Consider the following 26964-nt stretch of genomic DNA (forward strand, 5'->3'; position numbering starts at 1 on the left):
AGAAATTGGAAAATTATATAATAGTTATGTGTGGTTATAAGTGAAGCTTATGAACTCAGTGGATCATTATATTAATTTATATAAAAAACTTTTTCGGAAAAATCGAACGAAATATGAATTACCTGCCAATATATAGTGTAAGACAAAGGAGGGCTGGAATATGAAGGGTGAAATAGATTACGCACATTTAATTCAATTAACTTTATCAGGCAATAAAGAAGCGTATAGCGAATTGTATGATGTAACGATTCAAGAAGTATATAAAACAGCACATTTTTTAATTGAAGATAAAACGGATGTAGATGATGTCGTTCAAGAAGTATACATACAGCTATATGAATCGCTTCGTAAATATGATAGCGAGAAACCATTTCGCCCTTGGCTAATTGGGCTTGCGATTAAACAAATTCATTCTTATAGAAGAAAGAGGTGGATGCGACTACGAATTATGAAAAAAGCAGAAGAGCAAAGAAAGCCAGTGCAAATTGATTTTTCTAACGATGTTGTAAGTAAAATATCAAACCAAAAACTAATCGAACTCATTCATAAATTACCGTATAAATTGAAACAAGTTATTATCTTAAGATACTTATACGAATATTCACAAGAAGAAGTAGCACAAATATTACATATTCCAATTGGTACAGTGAAGTCTAGAATTCATGCGGCATTAAAGAAACTACGTCAAAAAGAGCAAGTAGAAGAAATCTTTTTAGGAGAGGTAGGGAATGTGAAATGAGTTTAGATTGTAGAGTTAGAGAATCTATACGAGAAGAAGCGAAGGGGATTGTTGCCCCGCCAGAGTTAAAAGAAAAAGTAATTGTTCAAATCAAAATGAATCGCGGGGGAAATAAGGTGAAGAAACGTCTTATCGCCGGAGTGCTTGCAGCAGCATTTTTAATCCCTACGACCGGTTTTGCATATCAATCTATTATGGCGGATGGTATATACGGATCTTTTGAGAATTTAAAAAAACACGCCGGAGCGATGACGTTAGAAGCGTATATGCGTTTTAATGCAAAGTTATCAGAAGCGAAAGATGAAATGGGCACGAAGGAATATGAGGAGTTTACAAAAGAACTAAAAAAATTAACAAATGCAAAGCTTGCGTACGGAGATTCGAATGGTAATATAGATTATGATGGATTATCACCAGCAAAAAGAGAAGAAATGAAAAAGGTAAGTATGGGCCTTCAACCATACTTTGATAAATTAAATGGTCATAAATCTAGTAAAGAAGTATTAACGCAAGAAGAGTTTGATCGCTATATGGAAGCTTTAATGACACATGAAATAGTACGAGTGAAGACAAAATCAACTGGTGCAATAAAAATAGAAGAAGTACCTGAGGCGTACAAAGAAAGATTTATTAAAGCGGAGCAGTTTATGGAGTATGTAGATGAAAAGGTGAGATAAGTAAAAAAGCTCAAAGCTTTAGCTTTGAGCTTTCTTTATTAAAAGAAAATAGAGCATTCAATTATATTTTTTCATCGTTGCATGATCCTTTTGTATAAAACAATCTAAAAGGGAATAACCAGCTATTAAACTAATAATCGTAACAAAAGTTGTATTTATTAGAATAATATTAACTAAATAAGGTAGGTATTCGGCAAGTGGTGAAAAGAGTAGTGCTGGGGAAAAGGAAATGAATAGTGTAGGCACTGTAATAGCAATAAATTTATCCGGTTGAAAGCTCCAGTTTTGTTTACTCGTTTCGCGATTAATAGATTGAAGGAATCGTAATAAAATGCCAACTATAAGAGGGAAGAGTGTAAAGTAGAATAATCTTGGATAAACGTTAAAGTTCACTTGTGCATCTGTATCTAAATAAAATTGAATTTTTACTCCTACAAATAATAATAAGACGATAAATAATGTGAAGCAGAGGTATAGCATCACTTTTTGCATTATATTCCACCATCCTTTACTCAAAATATATTCGAAAAAAGAAGAGATATACAATAACTACTGTTGTATATCTCTTCTTTTACTGTTAGTTAATAGTGGAGTTTGCTTTTTCTTGCTTCGTGAAATAATCAATAATGCCCATTGCGCTAATTTCTATATCTAGATGTAAAATATTATAGACGGAATGATCTGATGGAACGTTTAACTTTGTAAGATGAGAAGAGATTTTATCCATTAACAAAGTTTGTAAAGCTTTAGTTGCTTCATCGAAATCATTATACTTTTCAAAGACTTCCTTACCAGTATGAACGAAAATAGGTAGCCAATATTCCAGTTGATTATATACTTCTGTAACATGAGAGGATGCGCCGTAATGACCGAAATAAATAGTATCTACATTCATACTTTGAATGTGATTTTTAGAAGTAATCATCGCATCTGGTTGGAATTGTGAAGGGGACGTTGATGGTAGATATAACTCTACATCAACGTCTGCGAGTTCTCTATAATAAATTCCAATTGTATCGCCAGTAAAAATCCCGTTTGTTAATGAATCGTGAATGCTAATATGGTGCTTCGCATGTCCTGGTGTATCATAAAATGTAAGGGTGCGGTCTTTTGCAATTTTTAACGTATCACCATGTTGTACAATATGAACACGTTCTTCTTCAATTGGAAGAATTGGATCAAAGAGTTTATCGAAATCTTCTTTGTAGACAGCTTTTGCACCTAAAATAAGTTTTGTTGGATCAATCATATGACGAGCACCACGAGAATGCACATATAACGTAGCATTTGGGCACTTTTCCATCATTAAACCAGCTGCGCCAGCGTGATCTAAATGCACATGTGTAACGATAATGTTTTTAACATCGTTTAAATCAATATGTAATTGTTGTAAGCCGTCTAAAATATACGGAAGAGAAGGGGCTGCACAAGTTTCAATTAAAGTAATATCGTCACCTAATAAAACGTACGTACCTGTTCGTTCATTATGCTGTAAATCGAAATCATCAATAAGATATAGGTGAGAAGATAATTGCTCTACTTTTTTCATAGTTACCACTCCTTATATACTGCATGTTTTTATTATACGCTAAAATAGAAAAAAGGCAGAAAACGAAGCTCGTCTTCTGCCTTTTTGTAATATTATTATTTCGTTTGTTGTTTATTAATAGACATAATGAACAGTCCAACAATCCCGCCTACTAATGGAAGCATAATCTCTCCTGCTAAATTAAAGTAGGAGCTTAAGAATAAACCATTTACATCGATTACCCAGCCAGTAACATACAATAACATCATATATAGTACGAAATAAAACTCGCGATTTGAAATCGTTTCATGTTGTGCAGTTTTCATAATGAACACCATCCTTTTCTTTTATAATGGAATATAAACTGTCACATTTTGTTCACATTTCAATTGTAAAACTTTCCATCATAAAAGTCTAGTAGTTTGTGTCGAATTTCCGAACAGAAATAAAGCGCTATCATTACAACTTATAAGTACGTAATAAGAGCTGTATATTCACGAATGTAGTATAGTATAAACATAGAATGATAGTGAAGAGAGGGGCAAAGACAATGACAGTTTATGATTTTTCAGCTAAAACAATTACAGGTGAAGAAAAATCGTTAAAAGATTACGAAGGAAAAGCACTTCTTATTGTCAATGTAGCTAGCAAATGTGGTTTCACACCACAATATAAAGGATTACAAGAGGTATATGATAAATATAAAGACCAAGGACTCGAAATACTCGGATTTCCTTGTAACCAATTCGGGGGACAAGAACCAGGTACAGAAGCGGACATTACTAGTTTTTGTGAATTAAACTACGGTGTAAACTTCCCGATGTTTGCAAAGGTTGATGTGAAAGGTGATAAGGCTCACCCTCTATATACATACATGACAGAACAAGCACCAGGTTTACTTGGTATGAAAGCAGTGAAATGGAATTTTACGAAGTTTTTAATCGGAAAAGATGGGAAAGTAGTAGGGCGTTTTGCTCCGCAGACGAAGCCGGTAGATTTAGAGGTTGAGATTGAGAAGGTGCTTGGGGAATAAGTAGGAGTCATTACTTGGATTACTTCCGCTAAATAGCTCGTTTAATTTTTCTGCAACTAATTCTTGCATGCTTGTTAGTACGTGATTGTACGTATACAATGTCATAAAGATATCCATATGACCTAGAAATTCATGTTAATAGTTTGTTATCTTAGCGTTATAGTGGAATTACAAAATTCTATAACGTTAAGATACAATGGAATTACTGAAGAACAAATTGAAGGTATAGTCGGTCAAGCTACCGGCTTTTTTCTTTAGGAACGGGGAGATATTCTGGATTTGTGTTCGTAAGCGATTGTAAATCCCACACAAAACTTAAAATTTCAGGGCTGGAAGTTGAGGGGATATTCGTTATATTTTGTATTCCCTCCATTTTAAAAAAATAATGAAGACTAACGCCTTTTATATTGGCAGTAGCCTTCGTTATTAATAATTATGATAAAAATCTGTGTTTTATTTTCGTTACAAGTTATCGCAATATTTAGATTTAACACTTAATGCTTTGTAACTAGCGTTTATTATTTATTAATTTTATTAATGATATTATTTAAACCCTCAAATAGTGCATCTTTGACTACTTCAGTATAATTACTATAATTATCATTTTTTTCGATTATTATATCTATGACTTGTTTTAACTTCCCATCAACTATAATTGTTAACCCTTGTAACTTTTCACCAGTTTTCTCATTTTCAAATTCTTCATTTAATATAGTTACTACATCTTTATTACTCATACTATTATCATCCTTATCCTGTTTAAATTATAGTGAAAATAGATTAGTATTAGACTCATCAATCCAATATTTCTCTGATTCAGGTATAAATTCAGTAAAATCTTCATATCTACCATCCCAATCTTTCGGTACATATTCTTCATATGATGCTGGTTCTGGAAACATTGAATATAGTATTTTATCATCAAAGTTAATTAATAACACAGGACTAAAATCTAATAAATCTGCTCCTTCATTTTTACTTTTAATATTTTCAAGTAATAAATAATTTAATTCTTCTTTAGTTGTGTTATATTTTTTGATCCTTGGTAAAAATGATTTTACATTTTCATTATCTAATACTTTTATTCCATTTCTTTCTTCAGTTTCATCAGTACCTTCAATGTTTATACCTAAATTTTTATATGCATTATCTAACTTATTATAATCTAAAAACCATAATTCTTTATCTGTTACATACCATTTTAATTCATCATTATATATCACTGCTACAACAATATTTTCTGCATAAAGTGGTTCTAATACCATAATATCCTCCTTTTATTATCACTTTATAACCTTGCCATTTTTGGCGTATTCTTCTATCCATTCAATCCAAGGTGCTGGCAATTCATAAGAATTTCCTGGCGTTGTTGGGTCAACTATTTTCGGGGCGGTTCCTCCTTGGTTTAGTGGATTTGATTTATACCCTTTTTGAGGTATCGCATTTTCATTAATAAAATCATCTAACGATTTAGGTATATCAAATTCAACTATCTCTGCATTACTTCCTCTTTTATTTAAGAAATATTTTGCATGCTCATCATTACCTGTACTTACATTTAAATTAGCTTTTTTATTAGGTATTTTTACATTACTATTTTCATCTATATTTATTCTAGTTCTACTTGCATTTGGAGGGGTTCCACCCTGGACACGCCTATAAGTGATCATTTCCTCTTCAACTTGTGTAATCCTCTTAGTTGCCTTAGAAGCTTCAGTTGCCCTATCAGCATTTTTAGCAGCTTCAACCGCATTAGTAGTCATTTTCACGCCTTTTCCGACTTTAGCCAGTTTTCCAAAAGGTGTGAGCCCAGCTACCGCCATTCCTCCAGCAAATATTCTATCCCAAGTGGAAAGTTTTTCACCAGTAGAGGGATCAATTCCATCCCAAGCGCGTCTAATATCATATTCACCTGTCAATTCTCCTGCTATATCTCTAGCCAGCTTATTTCCGTCAAAACCTTTCTCTTCCATTGCTAGTTTACCACACATTGCACCCTCTACCACTGCTATATCTTGATTATCTGCATTGCGAAACTTTTCAGCAATTCTTGTTAATTCTTCTTCAATATGTGAGATTGCATTGGTAGCTGTAAACACACAAGGTATTGCGTTATTGAACATTTGAACGAAATTTTGATTAGATGCGCCTGTCCATTGATAACATATGTTATCAATTTGATTGCGTAAATTTTTATGTATAGATTCTAACATGTGCTTTGTATCATTTGCACGTTTTGCAACTTGTTCTAATTCTTCAGGTGTTATCTTAATCTGAACCATATTTATCCTCCCATCCTCGATTAAATTATGACCCGTGAGGATAAATATGTAAATATCTAAACGGGTAAATGTCAGTATTTTCTCTATTTTTTAACGTGATAATTCTTTTTAGTATTATTACCTTTATGTATTACGCTGAATTTTTAGATGTTTTAACAATATAATTGGTATTATAAATAGTTATATTGTAATGTAATTTTCCGAAGTTTCTAATTAGGGAAAATGGGAAAGTAGTAGGGCGTTTTGCTCCGCAGACGAAGCCGGTAGATTTAGAGGTTGAGATTGAGAAGGTGCTTGGGGAATAAGTAGGAGTTTCACTTTATTAAAAAACGTCTCAAAGAACAATGTAGTTCTTTGAGACGTTTTCTTTAAACTCAAATTTTCAAGATTAAATAACTGTATCAAAGCCATCTGATTTAGGTAGAGAAGCTGCTTTTTTCATAAGCACTTCCCATAAGTGTACGGATTTCTTCCATTCTACCGTAGCCTGCCCCTGTTTATACATAGCGTTCTCATAACTGGCAGTAAGTTGTTGCATATCGGCCGAGTTGTAAAGTGTATCGATATGGAGAGCGTATTCTCGGAATGTTTGACTTTCACCCCGTGGTATGCCAATTCTCGCAAATTGTTTTAAAAGTGCACCGTAAGCTTTTTGATAAACAGCATCATCTTTTCGGTATTTATAGAAATGAATAATAAGAAATGTCATCCATTTCATTCTAGTGGTGAAGAGAATGTATCCTATAATACTAATTAGTATCGTAGAGAGGAATACGTACCACCAAGAAAAACTAGTTTTAGAATTTGTGACCTTTTTAGTAGAAGCTTCTTCTGTATTTTCAATTAAACTTTTAAGTTTTGCTTCATTATTTCGTTGTTGTATTTGCTCGTTATTAGAATTATTTGCTTCGCTATTTTGTGAAATAGGAGCAGGCGTATTATTTATAAAATTATAGGGATTAGTAAATCCTTTTGTTGGTTCGAATGGAATCCATCCGTATCCTGGGAAATATACTTCGACCCAAGAGTGTGCGTTATCGTTCGTGATTGTATAAACATCCTCACCTTCTGCAGAGGCAAGTGTATTGTCAAGAGTTCCTTCTGTATAGCCTTTTACCCAGCGAGCAGGAATCCCGGCAGAACGAAGTAGTACAATCATAGACGTCGAAAAATTATTACAGTAGCCGCTTTTTGTATCGAAAAGGAATTGGTCTACATAATCTTGGCTTTTGGCAGGGAATAAGACATTCGTTGATTCGTATGTAAAAGAGTTGTCTGTGAAGTAATTTTCAATAGCTAATACTTTATCATATCGGTTGTCTTTATCATTTGTAAGATTGACAGCCAAGTCTTTTACGCGCTGTGGTAATGACTCGGGAAGTTGTGTGTACTTTGTCATAAAATAAGGGTTTGTTTCTTGACCTTCATTTGTTTTTACAGCTTTCAAGTTTTCTATGGAAAACTCAGGGATCTCATATGTTACTTTATACGAATGTAAAGTAGTAGAAGAGTCTCCATTCATTGTATAAATTTTTTCTGAAAACGGGTCAACACTGTATGATACATCAGAAGAAGCCTCAACTGATACTAATCCTGCTGGATAGGTAAGGTGAGGGTAACTTTTTTGCATGGTAATTGTTGCCTCAGTAGTTTCCGTTTTTGTATTTTGTTCGTACCAGCTTACGACGTCGTTTTTATTTTTAAAAGAAACCTTTTTCGGATTTTCAGAAACTTCCCAGCCTTTTCCTGTATAAAAATCTTTTGTTTCTACTCTCCAATATTGTTTGTTTTGCGCTTGTGCTGTGAAAACAGTTGTAGGATCCGCCTTATAAGGACCGCCTAATCGTGAGTCATCTAAACCATACCCAATTGTAGAAACTTTTTGTTCTTTACTTGCTTCATATGTGTTGAATTTTAAAAAATCCATTGGGTTTGACCATTGAGGGCCAAATTTTGGAGCAAAGTATGCGATGGTTGCTAATAATACAATAAATATTGTAAGTGGTCTAAGTAATTTTGAGGTTTCCCTAGCATGATTTTGTATGTGTTCACGCTCTTTTATTCGTTCTACTTGAAGAAGAATAAGCATAAAAAAGCCGATGACAACAGTCCGAATAATAGCGTAGTTTGCATTGTATAAATGTAAGTTATGAAAAGTTACGATATAAATAATAGTCAATACAAGGAATAGAAACCCACGTTTTTTATGAATTATCCAAAATGAAGTGAAAGAACTCAAAAACCAAAATGATAGAAAAAATAAAAATGTCGGAAAAACTGGAGAAATATCTAGTAAATTCCCTTGGAAAAACAGGGAGGAATTTCGAAACATATCAGAAAAGAATGTTGTTAGCCAAGATGGATTTATAAAAGCATTTTTATAATACAGGGAATGAATGATAAATAAGACTGTGACAATTTTTATTGGAATCTGCCACCTCGTTTGAAAAAAAGAGAGAGCGAAGCAAATTCCTATAAATGTTACGAAAATATCTAATCTACCTACATTTGTAATACCTATAAGAGGTCTTAGCCATTCTAGTAAAAGAAGAAATACACATGCATGCATAAAGAATCTGTTCGTATCCCACTTGTATTTTGTTTGTAATGTTATCATTTGCTCACCTCAAAAAACACGTTTGTATACCGGTTTTCATAAACCATGTTTACAAATATTTGTCGTTTTTTTAGAGTTTCTATTATACTGAGTTCTCGGTGTGAAAGTTGATTTGCTTTTTCTTTCACGACAAACACCATACATTTTCTATTTTTTATAGCGGCACAATCAGCCGCCTTTTGAATATCGGGAGAAAGATTACTTGTCACGAGTATAATCGTGACGGGCTCATAAATTTTTCTTAGTTCCATTTCTACACTCTGGGAGAGCGGGAATACACTGTCTGCTTGTACTTTTGCTAAATGACAAAGGATTTGTTGTAACTGCGTATCTCCATTGTTTAAAGGGAAAATAGTTTGTTCTTTTCCAATAGACACGAATGATGCTGGTGAATTTTGTTTCAAGACAGCCCTTACGATAGAGGCAGTAAATGTGACGACTGATTCGAATAGAGGAGACTCGGTTCTGTCTATGAATATCATGACATTATGGCTGCGCTGTTGTTCAAACTCTTTTGTCATAATATTGTTTGTTCGTGCAGTTGCTTTCCAATCAATCCATGAAAAGCGATCACCAGGTTTATAGTCTCTGACACCGACAGAGATTGTAGAGTCTTTTGCTGAATTTATATTTGCTGAAAGCGCTCCTTGTTCGAAATGATTTTCCAATTGTCGATATGCTATATCTACATACTGGGGATAGACTAAAAATGTATCTGGAACTGAAAAAGTTACTTCTTTCTCTATCATGCCGAATAAATCGCCAGTTTTGACACGAACGCTTGAAAAAGTGTGCTCGCCTCTAGGGATTGTGTCAATAACATATTGAAACGAAATATTTCGTTTCAATCCTGGGAAGAGTACTACCTTATTCATCTTTGTTTGTTTACAACTTATAAATTGTGGTGGCAGTTCATCTTCTATAACTAAATAAAGTAAGGGAAAAGGAAATTTTCTTTTTATTGTAATCGTGCTTACAAATTGTTCTCCTACTACATATCCATTTTGGTTTGTTATTCGTTTTACTTCAGCGTCCCGTAAAGCGTAGAAGGGGAGTAGTAGCGAATAAAGAGCAATGGGAATTGTGCTGTAAAACAAAAACCAACTTACAAACCCTCCTTGAAACATAGCGTACACAAATGTTAAGACTAGGCAAAAAGGGAGTAGCAATAACTTCGTAACGTGATATAGCGCTCGCAGTATTCGTTTCATCAAGGGTTCATCGTCCTTTGAGTCGGCACAGTAGTTCGTGCAACGATTTTTGCGATAACTTGTTCTCCAGTTATTCCTTCAAATTTTGCTTCCATTTTTAAAATGAGTCTATGTGCTAAAACGTAAGGAGCTAAAAATTTAACATCGTCTGGAATAACATAATTTCTGCCATGGATAAATGCATAAGCTTGTGAAGCTTTCATTAAAGCAATTGAGCCACGTGGACTTGCACCTAGCTGTATAGAACTGTACGTACGAGTCTGATTAACAAGTTTTACAATGTAAAGCTTAATTGCTTTGTCCATACTTACTACCCGCACGCTTTGTTGTAAATAAAGTAATTCTTTTATTGTAGTAATGGCCTGTAATTGAGAGAGTGGATTTGTTTTTTCCATCCGGTTTAAAATTTCAAATTCTTCTTCTGGTGTAGGATATCCCATTTTTAGTTTCAATAAGAAACGATCGAGCTGAGCTTCTGGTAGAGAATATGTTCCTTCATATTCGACCGGATTTTGTGTAGCCATGACAAAGAACGGCTTTGGTAAAGGCCTTGTAATGCCATCGATTGTAATATTGCCTTCTTCCATACATTCAAGTAAAGCAGATTGTGTCTTTGGAGATGTACGATTAATTTCATCAGCAAGTACAAAATTCCCCATAATTGGTCCAGGCTTGAACTCAAATTGGAGCTCTTTCGGATTATAAATAGAAACTCCTGTTACATCTGACGGCAATAAATCAGGTGTAAATTGAATTCGCTTATAATCAGCATCAATGGATTTAGAAAGAGCACGTACTAGCATTGTTTTCCCGACACCAGGAACATCTTCTAATAGCACATGACCGTCAGCTAAGAGAGCTGTCAAAGCTAAGATCGTTTCTTTTCGTTTTCCGACCATTATTTTTTCAATATTATTGATTATTTTTTCTACAGTGGGATGTAATGAATCAAGCTGGGGCATCGTAATCCTCCTAATGTTATTATCGTTTTCTAATCTATTTAGTGGACATATTTCTAATTCTATTTGTAGATAGTAAAACTTCTACCTTAAATTCTGAGAATATTCAGATTATTTATTTCGATTACATCTAGTATAATTGTTTCCGTAACTAAGGGCAATACAGTAAATAATGATTTGTAGTTTTATGTAAAATCAGACTCGATATAAAATAATAACATTGGGAAAAAATTTTTTACATACAATTTATACTCTTTTCCTTATGGCAGTTTTGAAATAATATCAAAACTCTTTTTCTTTTGCAAAATAGTCGATACCTCAAAATACCATTCTCCTAATAATTAAGATTAACCATAATCTTTACAACGGAACACAAGATTTTCTCACAAACTTATTTTCTACTGAATTTTTGACAATCTCTTGAACTGTGCGAAATGTCACATCTGTATTTTACAACCTCTCTTATAGTAAGGGTATGTAAGAGAGACGTATTAAAGGAGTGAACAGTATGAAGAAAAAAACTTCAGCACTAATGAGACGTTTAAAATATTTTTCACCAATAGATCGTTATAACGATAATCATACACAAGAAACATATGAAGATCGCGAATGGGAAAATGTGTACAGAAAGCGTTGGCAGCATGATAAAGTAATTCGTTCTACACACGGCGTGAACTGTACTGGTTCATGTAGCTGGAATATATATGTGAAAGATGGAATTGTGACGTGGGAAGGGCAGGAGCTTAACTATCCAACGACAGGTCCTGATATGCCAGATTTTGAACCGCGAGGATGCCCACGTGGAGCAAGTTTTTCTTGGTACATTTATAGTCCACTTCGTGTGAAATATCCGTATGTACGTGGTGTTCTTTGGAGTATGTGGCAAGAGGAACTACAAAATAACGAGTCACCACTAGATGCTTGGAAAAGTATTGTGGAAAACCCTGAAAAAGCACGTAAGTATAAGCAGGTGCGTGGTAAAGGTGGATTTATTCGTGCGAATTGGGATGAAGTATTACAACTCGTTTCAGCTTCTCTACTTTATACAGTAATTAAATACGGGCCAGATCGAAATGTTGGCTTTTCACCAATTCCAGCTATGTCGATGTTAAGTCATGCTGCTGGTAGTCGTTTTATGCAACTTATGGGTGGGCCGATGCTTAGTTTCTATGATTGGTACGCAGATTTACCACCAGCTTCTCCGCAAATTTGGGGCGATCAAACAGATGTACCAGAAAGTAGTGACTGGTATAACTCTGGTTACATTATGACATGGGGTTCAAATGTACCGATGACGAGAACACCAGATGCTCACTTTTTAGCAGAGGTTCGATATAAAGGAACGAAAGTCGTTTCTGTCAGTCCTGACTTCGCTGAATCTACAAAGTTTGCGGATGATTGGATTAGTGTGAAACAAGGTACAGATGGTGCACTTGCGATGGCAATGGGGCATGTGATCTTACAAGAATTTTACGTAGATAATCAAGTGGAATATTTCACAAAGTATGCGAAGCAATATACTGATTTTCCTTTCTTTGTCACATTGAAACAAAAAGGAGATCAATTCGTTGCTAATCGTTTCTTAAACGCTGCTGATATTGGACGCGAAACGAAGTTAGGAGAGTGGAAACCTGTTCTTTGGAACGAGAACACGAATGATTTTGCAACACCTCAAGGCACAATGGGCTCACGTTGGGATAACGAAAAGAAATGGAACTTGCGTTTAGAAGATGAAGAAACAGGTGAAAAGATTGATCCACGTCTTTCTTTACTTGGAATGGAAGAAACGATTGGAACGGTACAAATTCCGTACTTCTCTGATGATGGAAACAAAGTATTAGAACGTACAATTCCAGTGAAAAAGGTTATGACAGAAGAAGGCGAAGTGTTCGTTACAACTGTATACGACTTAACGTTAGCAAATTACGGGGTGAACCGAGGGTTTGGCGGACAAGAGCCGAAAGACTTCAATGATGATGTACCGTTTACACCTGCATGGCAAGAGAAAATGACAGGAGTGAAACGAGAACTAATTATTCAAATCGCTCGTGAGTTCGCACAAAATGCCGCTGATACAAATGGTCGCTCGATGATTATTGTTGGAGCTGGTATTAACCATTGGTTTAATTCTGATACGATTTATCGCGCAGTTTTAAATCTTGTTCTTCTAGTTGGGGCACAAGGAGTAAACGGCGGGGGATGGGCGCATTATGTTGGTCAAGAAAAGTTACGACCTGCAGAAGGATGGCAAACAATCGCGATGGCAAAAGATTGGCAAGGGCCACCAAAATTACAAAATGGTACGTCTTTCTTCTATTTCGTAACAGATCAATGGCGCTATGAAGATACACCTGTTGGACATTTAGCATCACCAATTGAAGGTAACTCACGTTATCAACATCACGGTGATTACAATGTATTAGCAGCACGACTCGGCTGGTTACCTTCTTATCCAACATTCGAGAAAAATGGAATTGAATTATATAAAGAAGCTGTTGCTGCTGGTGCAACAACGCAAGAAGAAATCGGAAAATATGTTGCACAAAAATTAAAAGAAAAAGAACTGAAATTTGCGATTGAAGATCCTGATAATAAAAACAACTTCCCGCGCAACTTATTCGTTTGGCGTGCGAATTTAATTTCAAGTTCTGGTAAAGGGCATGAATATTTCTTAAAACATTTATTAGGTACAACAAACGGATTAATGAATGACGATAGTGATTCATTACGACCAGAAGAAATTAAGTGGCATGAAGAAGCACCAGAAGGGAAGCTTGATTTACTCATTAATTTAGATTTCCGTATGGCTGGAACAGCGCTGTATTCTGATATCGTCTTACCTGCTTCAACTTGGTACGAAAAACATGATTTAAGTAGTACAGATATGCATCCATTTGTGCATCCATTTAATCCAGCAATCGGTTCACCGTGGGAAGCACGCTCTGACTGGGATATTTTCACTTCACTTTCTAAAGCTGTGTCAGATTTAGCGAAGAAAATAGATCTTGAACCAATGAAAGAAGTTGTTGCAACACCACTTCTTCATGATACACCGCAAGAATTAGCGCAACCACTTGGCAAGATTAAAGATTGGAGTAAAGGTGAATGTGAACCAATCCCGGGTAAAACGATGCCACAAATTCATGTTGTTGAAAGGGATTATAAAACGATTTATGACAAAATGACAGCACTTGGACCAAATGCCGGAAAACAACCGATTGGTACGAAAGGGATCTCTTGGTCAGCAGAAAAAGAGTATGAGCAATTAAAGAGCAAATTAGGAGTTGTTCGAACGGATACTATTGCGAAAGGTTGCCCAGACATAAAAGAAGCAATCAATGCTGCTGAAGCGGTATTAACGCTTTCTTCTACAACAAACGGTCATATGGCAGTAAAAGCATGGGAAGCACTTGAAAAACAAACAGATCTAAAATTACGTGATTTAGCGGAAGAACGTGAAGAAGAATGCTTTACATTCGAACAAATTACAGCACAACCGAAAACAGTAATTACTTCTCCGGCCTTTACAGGTTCAGAAAAAGGTGGACGACGTTACTCACCGTTTACAACAAATGTGGAACGTCTTATTCCTTGGAGAACGATAACTGGTCGACAATCTTTCTACTTAGACCATGACATGATGAAAGAATTTGGTGAAACGATGGCAACATTTAAACCAATTCTGCAACATAAACCGTTCCGTAAGTCACGCCCTGAAGTAGAAGGGAAAGAGATTACACTAAACTATTTAACACCGCATAATAAGTGGTCGATTCATAGTATGTATTTCGATTCATTACCGATGTTAACGCTGTTTAGAGGTGGTCCAACTGTTTGGATGAATAAAGAGGACGCTGCAGAGGCTGGCGTTGCTGATAATGATTGGATTGAGTGCTTTAACCGTAACGGTGTTGTCGTAGCGCGTGCTGTTGTAACGCACCGTATACCGAGGGGAATGGCATTTATGCACCATGCGCAAGATCGCCACATTAACGTGCCTGGTACGAAATTAACAAGCACCCGTGGGGGAACGCATAATAGTCCAACCCGTATTCATGTTAAGCCAACACATATGATTGGTGGATATGGCCAATTAAGCTATGGATTTAACTATTATGGTCCGACTGGGAACCAGCGTGATTTAAATGTTGTAATCCGTAAACTGAAGGAGGTAGATTGGCTTGAAGATTAAAGCGCAAGTCGGAATGGTAATGAACCTAGATAAATGCATCGGCTGTCATACTTGTAGCGTAACGTGCAAAAACACCTGGACAAATCGTCCAGGTGCGGAATATATGTACTTCAATAACGTAGAAACGAAGCCCGGAATTGGTTATCCGAAACAATGGGAAGATCAGGAGAAATATAAAGGTGGCTGGGAATTGAAAAATGGTGAAATTCAGCTGAAATCTGGTTCGAAAATGAAACGTCTTATGAACATTTTCCACAATCCAGATCAACCAACAATTGATGATTACTTTGAACCTTGGAATTATGATTATGAAACATTAACAAATAGCCCGCAGCGTAAGCATCAACCAGTTGCTCGTCCGAAATCAGCAATTACAGGCGAATTTATCGACAAAATTGAATGGGGTCCGAACTGGGAAGATGATTTAGCTGGTGGACATATAACAGGATTACAAGATCCGAACGTAAAGAAAATGGAAGAAGAAATTAAAACAGATTTTGAAAACGTCTTTATGATGTATTTACCACGCATATGTGAACATTGTATGAATCCGTCTTGCGTATCATCTTGTCCATCTGGTGCGATGTATAAACGTGAAGAAGACGGCATTGTTCTTGTAGATCAAAATGCATGTCGTGCTTGGAGGTTCTGCGTATCATCTTGTCCATATAAAAAAGTGTATTTTAACTGGCAAACGAATAAAGCTGAAAAATGTACAATGTGTTTCCCACGTATTGAGGCTGGTATGCCAACAATTTGTTCAGAAACATGTGTGGGACGTATCAGGTATATTGGGGTAATGCTATATGACGCTGATAAAGTAAAAGAAGCAGCTTCTGTTGAAGACGAAAAAGATTTATATGAATCTCAGCTTACTGTTTTCCTAGATCCAAATGATCCAGAAATAGCAGCTGAAGCGAAAAAACAAGGCATTCCTGAAGAATGGATTAAAGCAGCACAACAGTCACCGATCTATAAAATGATTATCGATTGGAAAATTGCTCTGCCTCTTCATCCAGAGTATCGTACAATGCCGATGGTTTGGTATATTCCGCCGCTTAGCCCAATTATGAATATGGTGGAAGGGAAAGGCAGTAACTGGCAAGCAGAAGAGATTTTCCCTGCTATCGATAATATGCGTATTCCAATTCAATATTTAGCGAATTTACTCACTGCAGGAGATGAATCATACATTCGTCTTACATTGAAGAAAATGGCTGTTATGCGAACGCATATGAGAGCGCTGCAAATTAATAAAGAGCCAAATGAAGCTGTATTAAAAGAACTTGGTTTAACAAAACAGGATGTAGAAGATATGTATCGTCTTCTTGCTATTGCGAAATATAAAGATCGTTTTGTTATCCCGACTTCTCACCGAGAACAAGTTGCAGATTTATATAGTGAACAAGGAAGCTGTGGTTTATCATTCGCAGGTGGCCCAGGCTCTTGTATGACAATTTCTTAAATAAAGGGGGCAGCAAATTATGAAACAAAGTTTACGAACTGCTTTTTCTTGTTCTTCATTCCTTCTCTCCTACCCGGAACTCGGGTGGAGTGAAGCTTTAACTGAATTACTAGAAGAGATGGAAGCGATTGAACAGGACGATGTTAAAGCTTCACTTACAACATTTATAAAACAAGCGCTACATAAAACGAACGATCAACTTATTGATGGTTACGTATATACATTTGATTTTGGTAAAAAGACGAATATGTATTTAACGTATATGAACACTGGTGAACAAAGAGAAAGAGGGATTGAATTACTAGAGTTAAAGCAGCATTATAAAAAATCGGGTTTTGAAGTAACAGATAAAGAACTACCTGATTATTTACCGCTATTACTCGAGTTTTTTGCAAATGCAAATGAGCTAGACAGTGAACCAATTATGAGTAAATACAAGGAGAATATACAAGCATTACACGTTCAGTTAAAAGAAGCAGGTAGTATGTATGAACCAATTCTTGCGGCTGTTCTACTCGCTATCGAAGCATGGGATGTACAGACAAATTAGAAAGGAGAGTTGTTAAAATGATGAATCAATTTCTATGGGTATTGTTTCCCTATATCATTTTTGCAATCTTTATCGGTGGACATATTTTTAGATACAACTATGATCAATTTGGATGGACATCAAAATCTAGTGAACTATTAGAAAAGAAAATGCTCCGAATCGGAAGTCTATTATTCCACTTTGGGATTATGTTCGTAATTGGCGGTCATGTTATGGGGATATTAATTCCAGAAGCTGTATACCGTTCGATAGGTATTTCTGAGCATACGTATCACATAATGGCAATTAGTTTCGGGCTTCCGGCAGGTGTTGCTTCTATCATCGGTTTAATTATATTAACGTACCGCCGCGTAACTGTAAAACGTATCATTGCAACGAGCACAAAGGGAGATTATATTGCGCTTATTTTATTACTTATCGTAATGTTAGCAGGACTTTCTTCAACATTTTTAAATATCGATTCAAAAGGATTTGATTATCGTACAACAATTGGCCCTTGGTTCCGAAGTCTCTTTATTTTCCAACCGAAAGTTGAATATATGACGGAAGTACCAGTATGGTTTAAAATTCATATTCTTGCAGGGATGGGTTTATTCGCAGTGTGGCCATTTACAAGACTAGTACATGTATTTAGTGCCCCAATTAAATATGTAAGCCGTAGTTATGTAATTTACAGAAGACGTATTCCTAATGAGTTGAAAAAATAATACTGCTGTAAACGGATAGGAGTTAGCAGCTAAAACGAAACGAGGTCTCATATGGCAGGCCTCGTTTTTGTTTACATAGGAAATAATCGTTAATAAGTAGTTTAAATTGAAAAAAGATTAGCATCTAAATAAGATGCTAATCAATGCTACAAACAGAAGCAGAGCAATCTTCACAAGCAATTTCACATTTTAAAAATTGTAAATCGTGGATTGTAATCTTTCCTTTATGAATCGAAATTGTACCTTGCTTTTTTAATTCATTTAACATTCGATTTACACTTTCACGTGAAGTTGCACAGAAATTAGCAAGTTCTTGATTTGTTAATGGTAAATCGATGAGAATCCCATTTTCTTTTAATACACCGTAACTATTTGTCATTCGTATAAGAGTAGAGTACAGGGCACCTTTTTTGCCGTGTAATACTAAATCTCGGAACTTCGTTTGCATTCTTCTTAAATGTTCACTAATCCATTTCATAAATTCAAATACAAGTGCTGGTTTTTGGAGTAATGCTTTTTCTAACGCTTCACGTTTTATAACTCCTACTTCAACATCTTCAAGGCATTTTGAATTTAATAAGTATTTCGCATTGTCCGTGAATAATGTTAGTTCTCCAATAATGTCATATTCCGAACAAATTCGAAGTGTCAATTCTTGTCCGTCAGCACTTAATTTACTAATTTGTACTTTTCCTGAGTGGATGATATAGAGCTCTGTTGCCTCCATACCTTCTTGAAAAATAAAACTACCTTTTTTAATTTGCATTTTATATTCAACAGATGCAAGTAATTCTTTTAAATCTTGAGATAATGTCATACTGTTTGCCACAGTGATCACCTTTCTTCTTATAAGCAATACATTTCCTATTTTGAGTGTAAGTATGATGAAAATGCAAGAGCTATTTTAAAAATAAATTGAAATTTCAATGACCGTAAGGGGAAGAAATCTTCAGTTTTTAGTTTGAAAAATTCAATAGACAAAGTGGATGAGATTAAAGATGTGAACAAAATTCGAACGGATTTGTGAAGAATTTTTGAATGGGGAAAGTAATGTGAGAAAAGTCACATTGAATATGTAGCTTCTTTTTTATAATGAAGGCAAATAAAAAAATTGAAAGCTTACTAAGGATTGCAGCAGAAAAGAAGGGATATAGATGCATGAGAACATGAAAGATTCTTTAGAACGGCCACTTCAAGATTTACGTATTTCAGTTATTGATTGTTGTAATTTTAGGTGTACATACTGTATGCCTGCTGAAGTGTTCGGACCTGATTACGCTTTTTTAAAGGAAGAGCTTTTATTAACGTTCGATGAAATAGAAAGATTAGCGAGATTATTTATAAGTATGGGAGTCAATAAAATTAGGCTTACTGGCGGTGAACCTTTATTGCGTAAAGACTTACCGACGTTAATTGCAAGACTTGCAAAGCTAGAAGGCTTAAAAGATATTGGACTCACAACAAACGGTATTCATTTAGCAAAACAAGCAAAGGCGTTAAAAGAAGCGGGATTAAAACGTGTAAATATTAGTTTAGATGCGATAGAGGATTATGTCTTCAAAAAAATTAATGGACGAAATGTAAGCGCAAAACCTGTATTAAAAGGAATTGAAGAAGCGAAGAACGCAGGGTTAGAAGTAAAGGTAAATATGGTCGTAAAAAAAGGAATGAATGATAGTCAAATTCTTCATATGGCTCGTTACTTTAAAGAACAAGAAATTCAGCTCCGTTTTATAGAGTTTATGGATGTGGGCAGTACAAACGGCTGGAACTTTGAACAAGTTATTACGAAGGAACAATTAATAGAGAAGATTAATCGTGTATATCCGATTAAGCCTGTTAAACCTCGTTACTTTGGAGAGGTTGCGAAAATGTATCGATATGTAGGGAGCGATGCAGAAGTTGGATTTATTACTTCTGTTTCTGAGTCATTTTGTTCTTCTTGTACGAGAGCCCGTATTTCGGCAGACGGTAAGTTTTTTACATGTTTATTTGGAACAAAAGGAACGGATTTGCGAACGCTTCTTCGAGAAAATATTTCTGACGCCTCATTATTAAAAATTTTACAACATACATGGCGATATAGAACAGATCGATATTCAGATGAAAGAACAGTTGAAAGTACAAGTAAACGTCCAAAAGTTGAAATGTCTTACATTGGTGGATAGTGAAAGGCGGAGTTCTTATGCAAGAGCGTTATGCAAGACAAGTATTGTTTTCTAGAATTGGTGAAATGGGACTAAGAAAAATAAGAGAAAAGCATGTGCTCCTAATCGGTGCGGGTGCACTAGGAGCTGCAAATGCAGAAGCTCTTGTTAGAATGGGAATTGGGAAATTGACAATTGCTGACCGTGACTACGTCGAATGGAGTAATTTACAACGGCAACAGTTATATACAGAAGAAGATGCACAGCAGTGCAAACCGAAAGCAATTGCAGCGGCAGAGCATTTAAGAAAGATTAATTCTGAAGTGGAAATTGTACCAGTTGTATCGGATGTCACACTGCAAGAAATAAAAGAGTTAACAAAAGAAGTGGATCTCATATTAGATGCGACTGACAATTTTGATACGCGCTTACTTATAAATGACATTTCACAAAAAGAAAATATACCTTGGATATACGGTGGATGTATTGGAAGTTACGGTGTAACGTATACAATTCTTCCAGGGAAAACACCATGTTTTCGCTGCTTAATGGATCATCCTATGGGCGGTGCAACATGCGATACAGCAGGAATCATTCAACCAGCTGTACAAATGGTCGTTGCTCATCAAGTAACAGAGGCGATGAAAATATTGGTGGATGATTTCGAGGCGCTAAGAGGAACAATGTTATCATTTGATATTTGGAACAATCAATATCTCTCATTAAAAGTAAATAGACAGAAGAAAAATACATGTCCCTCTTGTGGAAATACACGCACGTACCCAAGTTTAACATTTGAAGCACAGATGAAAACGGAAGTGCTATGCGGGCGGAATACGGTTCAAATCCGTTCAGGGATAAAACGTGTTCTTCATTTAGAGGAAGTTCAAAAACGATTACAAAAAAGTGTACTTGTCCAAAAAACGCCTTACTTACTATCATTTCTAATTGATGAATATCGTTTCGTTTTATTTACAGACGGTAGGGCATTTATTCATGGAACAAATGATGTGAAAATAGCAAAACGATTATACGCAAAATATATAGGATGAACAGAAAGAGAGTTGTCCCTTATTAAAACGAGGTGAAAAAGAATGTTAGAAAAACGTATACCAATTCCAGTGGCAGAAGCAGTTGCACGTGTAATGGAATATGCTTACCAAGGTGAAATAGAAAAGGTTTCTCTTATAGAAAGCTACGGTAGAACACTTGGAGAAGATGTTATTGCAGATCATGATGTCCCGCATTTCAATCGTTCTCCATATGACGGATTTGCGATTCGAGCAGAAGACACAAAAGAAGCAAGTAGCAGTAATCCCATTCTGTTTGAAGTGATTGGTGAAATTGGAGCAGGTTTTGTTTTTACAGAAGATGTGAAAGCATTTCAAGCTGTCCGTATTATGACAGGTGCGGCAATTCCTGCGGGGTGTAATACAGTAGTTATGTTAGAGCTAACGGAAGGATTTGAAGAAAACGAAAAGACTTATATGAAATTGAAACGCTCCTTTGTTGCTGGTGATAACATTTCTTTTAAAGGAGAAGATGTAAAACAAAATAGCATCCTTGTGGAAAAAGGGACTGTTATTAATCCGGGAGTTGCAGTGCTTCTTGCTACGTTTGGTTATAGTACGGTATATGTTGTAAAACAGCCAGTCATTGGAATTGTAACGACAGGAAGTGAACTGCTCGAAGTACATGAACAATTAAAGCCAGGGAAGATTCGAAATAGTAACTCCTATATGATAGCTGCTCAAATTGAACGAGCAGGGGGGATTGTACAGTATTATGGGCAATTCGCTGACGATTTTGAGACGTGTTATAACACTGTAAAAAAAGCGATAAAAGAAGTTGATATATTAATTACAACTGGTGGCGTTTCAGTAGGAGACTATGATTATTTACCGGCTATTTATGAGAAATTACAAGCAAATGTACTTTTCAACAAAATAGCGATGCGACCAGGAAGTGTGACAACTGTAGCTGAGTTAGAGGGAAAACTATTATTTGGTCTATCTGGTAATCCTTCTGCTTGTTATGTCGGATGTGAATTGTATGTTCGGCCTGTCATTGGAACATACTTGCATAGGAAAGATCCGCACATATATCGTGCAGAGGCAATTTTACAGAAAGACATTTCGAAAGCAAATCCGTTTACTCGTTTTGTAAGAGGGAGAGTAGAAATTGTAGATGGGCAATTGCAAGTTACACCAGTCGGTTTAGATAAATCTAGCGCAATTTCTTCACTTGCAGAAGCGAATGCATTTCTCGTTCTGCCGGGAGGAACGAGAGGATTTGAAACAGGAATAACCGTTTCGGTACTGTTATTAGAATCGAACGTCGGAAGTGAGTGGCCGTGGGAAGAGCCGCTTCGATCATACAAGTAATAGAAAAAGAGATTGCTAACTTATATAAGGATCAGAGGTGCAAGATGACACATACGTATTATGAAGTAATTGATACACCTATTTCAATTGAAGAAGTTACAAACAAAGTAATTCGTCGTGAGTGTGGTGCGGTTACTACTTTTATTGGTATTGTTAGAGAATTTACGAAAGGTCGACGTACACTTTGTTTAGAGTATGTAGCTTATAAGACAATGGCGGAGAAACAGCTTGAGAGAATTGGCACTGAAGTAGGAGAGAAGTGGCCAGGGACATATGTCGCTATTACACATCGCATTGGTACATTACAAATTTCTGATCTTGCTGTTGTTGTCGCTGTTTCTACACCACACCGGAAAGCTGCATATGAGGCGAACGAATATATTATGGAGCGTATTAAACAAATTGTTCCAATTTGGAAGAAAGAGTTTTGGGAAGATGGTGAGTCATGGATAGGTGATCAGTTAGAGAAGGTAACATATGCAAATGGTGAGCCTGGAAAGGAGAGGAGTATATGATTGAAGTACTATTATTTGCACATTTACAAGAAGAAGTAAGTAAGCCAGCATTACACATAGATTGTGAAAATATTACAGTTGCGAAGCTGAAGGAAGTTCTGATTAAGGAATATAATGTAGCAATTTCAAACGAGATTATGGTCGCGATAAATGAAGAGTATGCAAATGAGGATGACATCATTCAAGTTGGCGATGTCGTAGCAATGATTCCGCCAGTAAGTGGTGGTTGATTCTTCTCAGCCTAATCATGTTAGGACGTGATTAGGCTGGAGAGAATAAATATAACTATGCATACATAGGAGGGAACAGGATGAAAAGTCCTAATTTTCAATTAAGTTTACAAACTTCTAATCTAGTTATCGGTTTTATGGTATGGGTCATTTTATCATCATTAATGCCTTATATTAAAGCGGATATTCCATTAACTGCGGGACAAATTTCTATGGTAACAGCAGTACCGGTTATTTTAGGTTCTGTTCTTCGCATTCCAATTGGTTATTGGACAAATCGTTTCGGAGCAAGAAAATTATTCTTTATTAGTTTTATTTTATTATTATTTCCTGTCTTTTATATTAGTGTTGCCAATTCTATGATGGATTTAATTATTGGTGGATTATTTGTCGGAATCGGTGGTGCTGTATTCTCTGTAGGGGTAACTTCTTTACCAAAATACTTTCCGAAAGAGAGTCACGGTTTTGTAAATGGTATTTACGGTGTAGGTAATGCCGGAACAGCAATTACTTCATTTTTAGCGCCTGTTATCGCAACTTCAGTTGGCTGGAGAGCGACAGTACAATGTTATTTGGTTTTACTTGCAGCATTTGCACTTATGAATTTTTTATTAGGCGATCGTAAAGAGAAAAAGGTGAATACACCATTAATGGAACAAATAAAAGGTGTATATAAAAATGAAAAACTTTGGTTTTTATGTATCTTTTACTTTTTAACATTCGGATCATTTGTCGCATTTACCGTATACTTACCAAACTTTTTAGTATCTCACTTCGGATTAGAGAAAGTAGATGCAGGTATGCGGACAGCTGGATTCATCGTACTCGCAACAATTATGCGCCCAATTGGTGGTTGGCTCGGTGATAAGTTTAATCCATTTAAAATATTAATCTTTGTATTTATCGGTTTAACACTTTCAGGTATTATTTTATCATTTATGCCTAGCATGAACGTGTATACATTTGGTTGCCTACTAGTCGCATTTTGTGCAGGTATAGGTAATGGTACAATCTTTAAACTCGTTCCAATGTATTTCTCAGAACAAGCTGGTATTGTAAATGGTCTCGTATCAGCTTTAGGTGGACTAGGAGGATTCTTCCCACCGCTAATTTTAACGTTACTATTCCAATTAACAGGTCATTATGCAATTGGATTTATGGCGTTATCAGAAGTCGCACTTGCTTGTTTAATCATTACAGTATGGATGTATAGCCAAGAGAAATTGTTAGTGATGTTAAAGAATCATTAATAAGGAAAAAGAACTGTCCCAAAGTATTTTGGGATGGTTCTTTTTGTAATAGGCTTCAACATGTTTTTATTGCTATCTCAACAAACGCTCGTTTTCAAAAAGAATGTGTTTTTAAAATGAAAAACAGAAGGTTTATGGAATTTTATTTTAAAATATAGAAGTCAAAAGTTATTCAATTAAAGGGTAGATTAGTGAAGGAAATCTTAAATCTATTCTAAAGATCGAACTCATTTTTAGAATGCAAATATTTAATTGAATCGGGATGTTTAGATGAAAAAAATATAAGTCCACTCAAGATAAACAAGTATCAGGTATGTTAGGTGTTTTAAGCGACAAGTATGGAATTGATGTAAGTATTCTTCGCATAGTAACTGCAGTATCAGATTTTTCTAGGGCCAGATTTTTTGGTAAGGCTAATGGATATTGTGAAAAAGAATACTTAAAATAAAAAATACCGTTTAGGTTGATAAGATAAAATTATGAATTTGTATAAACAATCCATAATTTTCTTTATGAGTTATATTTGATATGTTAAAGAAAAGAGAGGGGAGGGAAATGAAATAAGAATTTTTGATGAGCATTTTCATATTATTGATTTCAGTTTTCTGATTATTAAGAATTGAGGGTGTTTTCCGATGAATTAAATGTGGTCCATATTTAGTAAAGAGTTTAATCCAACTATAATATATTTGGAATGAGGTTTTACATGTTTGTTTTTATTATATTAGACTTGATATTACCAATATTAATATTGATGCTAATTGGTGCAATCTTACAAAGAAAGTTTCAATTTAACTTAAAGCAGCTATCTACACTTATTACTTATTGCTTGATGCCAGCGGCTGTATTTGTGAATATATATGATATTCGTATAGAAACAGGTTTGTTGCTCCAGATAATATACTATTTAATGCTTTATAGTCTGAGTCTGATCATAGTAAGTCATTTCATTTCAAAAATATTAAAGTTAGAAAAAGGAGAAAGTGCAGCTCTAAAAAATAGCATTTCGTTAATGAATTCCGGTAATTATGGGTTACCAGTAAGTCAATTGATTTTCAGTCACAATCCAGTGGGGGTTTCCATTCAAATTTTTATTGTTATTTTCCAGAATCTTTTAACTTATTCATATGGGATATATAACTTACTATCAGCAACAAAAACAATCGGAGGTATTATTCAATCATTTCTAAGACTGCCTGTATTTCATGCACTCGTATTAGGGGTTTTCTTTCAATCTTTTACAATTCAAATACCTAATTCTATCTTTATTCCTCTTAATCAGCTTGCGAATGGTTTTGTTGCAATAGCACTCATATTGCTAGGGGCACAATTATCCAACATTAAGCTTAATTTTTTCCATCGAGTCATAACATGGGCTTTAATTGGAAGGTTACTGATGGGACCATTATTAGCACTTGCTATGATATATCTACTAAACATGGATGGTATTGTTGCACAATCATTATTTATTGCAAGTTCTTTTCCTACTTCAAGAAATACATCAACCATTGCTATGGAGTATCAAATAGAACCTGAATTACATGCACAAATCGTTTTATTTTCAACACTTTTCAGCATTATTACAGTAACTGTCGTTATTTATTTGTCATATATTTTGTTTTGAATGTACGTGCAAAAACGAATAGATTTGAGGCGGTAAATGATGGACGGAAATCCCATCGATATGAGAAGAAAACAGTCTTAAATATATTGAGTGTCGTTTACAATTGTACTATGTCTGATAATCAAGTGGCTTAATTCAAAAAAAGGAAACTCATTAGGGGTTATTTCGTATGTAAATCTTTAAAGCATCTACATATAGATTTGCGAAAAAAGACATAATCTTGCTTATAATTGACGTTACATGAGCTTAGGTTGATAGTGATGGGGGAGCGTCAAGTAAGAATTTTATCTTTATTGATTCCATGTAGTTTTTCCGTATTATTGTAAATAAGGGGGATGATTCCAAGTTGAGTAAACAGAATATCAGCACAACAGTTTCAGGAGATATAATTGTTACCCATCTAGTTGGTAATATAAAAACAGATGATGTGTATGAATGGTTTAATGGTTTCGAGCAGGTTTGTCAGCAATTCATTTCCGAAGGGCGGAAATACAAATTGTTGGTGGATAGAAAAGGATACACGCCAAATCATTTTTCTGTTCAAAAAGTATGGAAAGAGAAGTTTTTCAATGAAACCATTTTGAATCACAGTAAGGCAATTGCATTTCTCCTTGAAGAGGGGGAGATAATGGATTATTTACAACAATCTAATACGAAAGAATCTGTGAGATTTTTTGATGAGTATGAATATGCGCTAATTTGGTTGAATGAATATCCAATATAAAACCTGTATTGAAGCAGTTGCTCTCAAGCAACTGTTTTTTATGTCCGTAATTGTTGTCGTTATTTTTCTTCACAGATTCTTGTCCAATTGCTTGTCTGAGCCTAAAAAACGAAACTAAAGCAAAAAGAAC

The 26964-nt window shown here is 35.3% G+C and carries 25 protein-coding genes and 1 pseudogene; 16 read left to right on the top strand and 10 right to left on the bottom strand.

What is annotated here, in order from left to right; all coding sequences use genetic code 11:
• Positions 1 to 160: 160 nt before the first annotated feature.
• Entirely contained in the window at positions 161 to 739 is a 579-nt protein-coding gene (locus ACTJJY_RS21115; protein WP_440606449.1) for a sigma-70 family RNA polymerase sigma factor, read from the top strand.
• A complete protein-coding gene (locus ACTJJY_RS21120) occupies positions 736 to 1416 on the top strand; it encodes a DUF3600 domain-containing protein (RefSeq protein ID WP_016124506.1) in 681 nt (226 codons plus the stop codon). Before ACTJJY_RS21115 ends, ACTJJY_RS21120 begins: the two co-directional genes overlap by 4 nt.
• 57 nt (positions 1417 to 1473) lie before the next feature.
• Here ACTJJY_RS21120 and ACTJJY_RS21125 read toward each other — a convergent pair whose 3' ends face one another.
• The 3 genes from ACTJJY_RS21125 to ACTJJY_RS21135 form a co-directional block, all read right to left on the bottom strand.
• Entirely contained in the window at positions 1474 to 1908 is a 435-nt protein-coding gene (locus ACTJJY_RS21125; protein WP_025688285.1) for a hypothetical protein, read from the bottom strand.
• Positions 1909 to 1993: 85 nt separating this feature from the next.
• Positions 1994 to 2965, bottom strand: coding sequence for an MBL fold metallo-hydrolase (locus ACTJJY_RS21130; protein WP_000754965.1), 972 nt, complete (start codon positions 2963 to 2965; stop codon positions 1994 to 1996).
• Between the two features lie 95 nt (positions 2966 to 3060).
• Entirely contained in the window at positions 3061 to 3270 is a 210-nt protein-coding gene (locus ACTJJY_RS21135) for a DUF3925 domain-containing protein (RefSeq protein ID WP_000844984.1), read from the bottom strand.
• 224 nt (positions 3271 to 3494) lie between these two features.
• Between ACTJJY_RS21135 and bsaA the strand changes: the two genes are divergently transcribed.
• Entirely contained in the window at positions 3495 to 3977 is a 483-nt protein-coding gene (gene bsaA, locus ACTJJY_RS21140) for a glutathione peroxidase (RefSeq protein ID WP_000219434.1), read from the top strand.
• A 518-nt stretch (positions 3978 to 4495) separates the two neighbouring features.
• Here the strand turns inward: bsaA and ACTJJY_RS21145 are convergent.
• The 3 genes from ACTJJY_RS21145 to ACTJJY_RS21155 are packed head-to-tail and all read right to left on the bottom strand — an operon-like array spanning position 4496 to position 6259.
• Positions 4496 to 4714 (bottom strand): hypothetical protein, encoded by a 219-nt coding sequence (locus ACTJJY_RS21145; RefSeq protein ID WP_377822367.1) that lies wholly within the window; start codon positions 4712 to 4714, stop codon positions 4496 to 4498.
• Positions 4715 to 4741: 27 nt separating this feature from the next.
• Positions 4742 to 5242, bottom strand: a complete 501-nt coding sequence (locus ACTJJY_RS21150; RefSeq protein WP_377822369.1) for a hypothetical protein — start codon at positions 5240 to 5242, stop codon at positions 4742 to 4744.
• Between the two features lie 18 nt (positions 5243 to 5260).
• Positions 5261 to 6259 (bottom strand): WXG100 family type VII secretion target, encoded by a 999-nt coding sequence (locus tag ACTJJY_RS21155; protein ID WP_440606450.1) that lies wholly within the window; start codon positions 6257 to 6259, stop codon positions 5261 to 5263.
• 194 nt (positions 6260 to 6453) lie between these two features.
• On the opposite strand from ACTJJY_RS21155, the pseudogene ACTJJY_RS21160 reads away from it, so the two are divergent.
• Positions 6454 to 6564, top strand: a pseudogene (locus ACTJJY_RS21160) (glutathione peroxidase); the annotation flags it as partial.
• An 83-nt stretch (positions 6565 to 6647) separates the two neighbouring features.
• Here the strand turns inward: ACTJJY_RS21160 and ACTJJY_RS21165 are convergent.
• From ACTJJY_RS21165 to ACTJJY_RS21175, 3 genes are read right to left on the bottom strand one after another with little or no spacing between them, the layout of a single operon-like run.
• Entirely contained in the window at positions 6648 to 8876 is a 2229-nt protein-coding gene (locus tag ACTJJY_RS21165) for a transglutaminase TgpA family protein (RefSeq protein WP_440606451.1), read from the bottom strand.
• The gene (locus ACTJJY_RS21170) at positions 8873 to 10087 is read right to left on the bottom strand and encodes a DUF58 domain-containing protein (RefSeq protein WP_440606452.1); all 1215 of its coding nucleotides are present in this window, start codon (positions 10085 to 10087) and stop codon (positions 8873 to 8875) included. Before ACTJJY_RS21170 ends, ACTJJY_RS21165 begins: the two co-directional genes overlap by 4 nt.
• Entirely contained in the window at positions 10087 to 11049 is a 963-nt protein-coding gene (locus ACTJJY_RS21175; RefSeq protein ID WP_434166662.1) for an AAA family ATPase, read from the bottom strand. The genes ACTJJY_RS21170 and ACTJJY_RS21175 overlap by 1 nt, the downstream gene beginning before the upstream one ends.
• A gap of 505 nt (positions 11050 to 11554) precedes the next feature.
• Between ACTJJY_RS21175 and ACTJJY_RS21180 the strand changes: the two genes are divergently transcribed.
• Genes ACTJJY_RS21180 through narI form a run of 4 tightly spaced genes read left to right on the top strand, consistent with a single transcriptional unit; the run spans position 11555 to position 17960 of the window.
• Complete coding sequence (locus tag ACTJJY_RS21180) at positions 11555 to 15238, top strand: nitrate reductase subunit alpha (RefSeq protein WP_440606453.1); 3684 nt, start codon at positions 11555 to 11557, stop codon at positions 15236 to 15238.
• Positions 15228 to 16703 (top strand): nitrate reductase subunit beta, encoded by a 1476-nt coding sequence (narH, locus tag ACTJJY_RS21185; protein WP_440606454.1) that lies wholly within the window; start codon positions 15228 to 15230, stop codon positions 16701 to 16703. The genes ACTJJY_RS21180 and narH overlap by 11 nt, the downstream gene beginning before the upstream one ends.
• A 19-nt stretch (positions 16704 to 16722) precedes the next feature.
• Positions 16723 to 17253, top strand: coding sequence for a nitrate reductase molybdenum cofactor assembly chaperone (gene narJ, locus ACTJJY_RS21190; RefSeq protein WP_440606455.1), 531 nt, complete (start codon positions 16723 to 16725; stop codon positions 17251 to 17253).
• A gap of 17 nt (positions 17254 to 17270) precedes the next feature.
• Positions 17271 to 17960 carry a respiratory nitrate reductase subunit gamma gene (gene narI, locus ACTJJY_RS21195; RefSeq protein ID WP_000981851.1) on the top strand — a complete coding sequence of 230 codons (690 nt, stop codon included), beginning with the start codon at positions 17271 to 17273 and terminating at the stop codon, positions 17958 to 17960.
• 136 nt (positions 17961 to 18096) lie between these two features.
• On the opposite strand, the gene ACTJJY_RS21200 is transcribed toward narI, so the two are convergent.
• Entirely contained in the window at positions 18097 to 18789 is a 693-nt protein-coding gene (locus ACTJJY_RS21200; RefSeq protein WP_000013866.1) for a Crp/Fnr family transcriptional regulator, read from the bottom strand.
• 325 nt (positions 18790 to 19114) lie between these two features.
• Between ACTJJY_RS21200 and moaA the strand changes: the two genes are divergently transcribed.
• From moaA to ACTJJY_RS21240, 8 genes are all read left to right on the top strand, one after another.
• Positions 19115 to 20128, top strand: coding sequence for a GTP 3',8-cyclase MoaA (moaA, locus tag ACTJJY_RS21205; RefSeq protein WP_440606456.1), 1014 nt, complete (start codon positions 19115 to 19117; stop codon positions 20126 to 20128).
• Positions 20129 to 20145: 17 nt separating this feature from the next.
• Positions 20146 to 21159 carry a molybdopterin-synthase adenylyltransferase MoeB gene (locus tag ACTJJY_RS21210; protein ID WP_440606457.1) on the top strand — a complete coding sequence of 338 codons (1014 nt, stop codon included), beginning with the start codon at positions 20146 to 20148 and terminating at the stop codon, positions 21157 to 21159.
• A gap of 42 nt (positions 21160 to 21201) precedes the next feature.
• On the top strand, positions 21202 to 22491 hold the full coding sequence (locus ACTJJY_RS21215; RefSeq protein ID WP_440606458.1) for a molybdopterin molybdotransferase MoeA: 1290 nt from the start codon (positions 21202 to 21204) through the stop codon (positions 22489 to 22491).
• 44 nt (positions 22492 to 22535) lie between these two features.
• Positions 22536 to 23006, top strand: a complete 471-nt coding sequence (locus ACTJJY_RS21220) for a molybdenum cofactor biosynthesis protein MoaE (protein WP_440606459.1) — start codon at positions 22536 to 22538, stop codon at positions 23004 to 23006.
• Positions 23003 to 23236: a molybdopterin converting factor subunit 1 gene (moaD, locus tag ACTJJY_RS21225; protein ID WP_000573676.1), complete on the top strand. Its 234-nt coding sequence runs from the start codon at positions 23003 to 23005 to the stop codon at positions 23234 to 23236. The genes ACTJJY_RS21220 and moaD overlap by 4 nt, the downstream gene beginning before the upstream one ends.
• Before the next feature lie 80 nt (positions 23237 to 23316).
• Entirely contained in the window at positions 23317 to 24486 is a 1170-nt protein-coding gene (gene narK, locus ACTJJY_RS21230) for a nitrate transporter NarK (protein ID WP_000841863.1), read from the top strand.
• Positions 24487 to 25192: 706 nt separating this feature from the next.
• Positions 25193 to 26110: an AEC family transporter gene (locus tag ACTJJY_RS21235; RefSeq protein ID WP_440606460.1), complete on the top strand. Its 918-nt coding sequence runs from the start codon at positions 25193 to 25195 to the stop codon at positions 26108 to 26110.
• A 316-nt stretch (positions 26111 to 26426) separates the two neighbouring features.
• On the top strand, positions 26427 to 26834 hold the full coding sequence (locus ACTJJY_RS21240; RefSeq protein WP_232357456.1) for an STAS/SEC14 domain-containing protein: 408 nt from the start codon (positions 26427 to 26429) through the stop codon (positions 26832 to 26834).
• The last annotated feature ends 130 nt before the right edge of the window (positions 26835 to 26964 follow it).

The organism is Bacillus sp. 22475 (genome assembly GCF_052044835.1).
Lineage (GTDB): Bacteria > Bacillota > Bacilli > Bacillales > Bacillaceae_G > Bacillus_A > Bacillus_A cereus.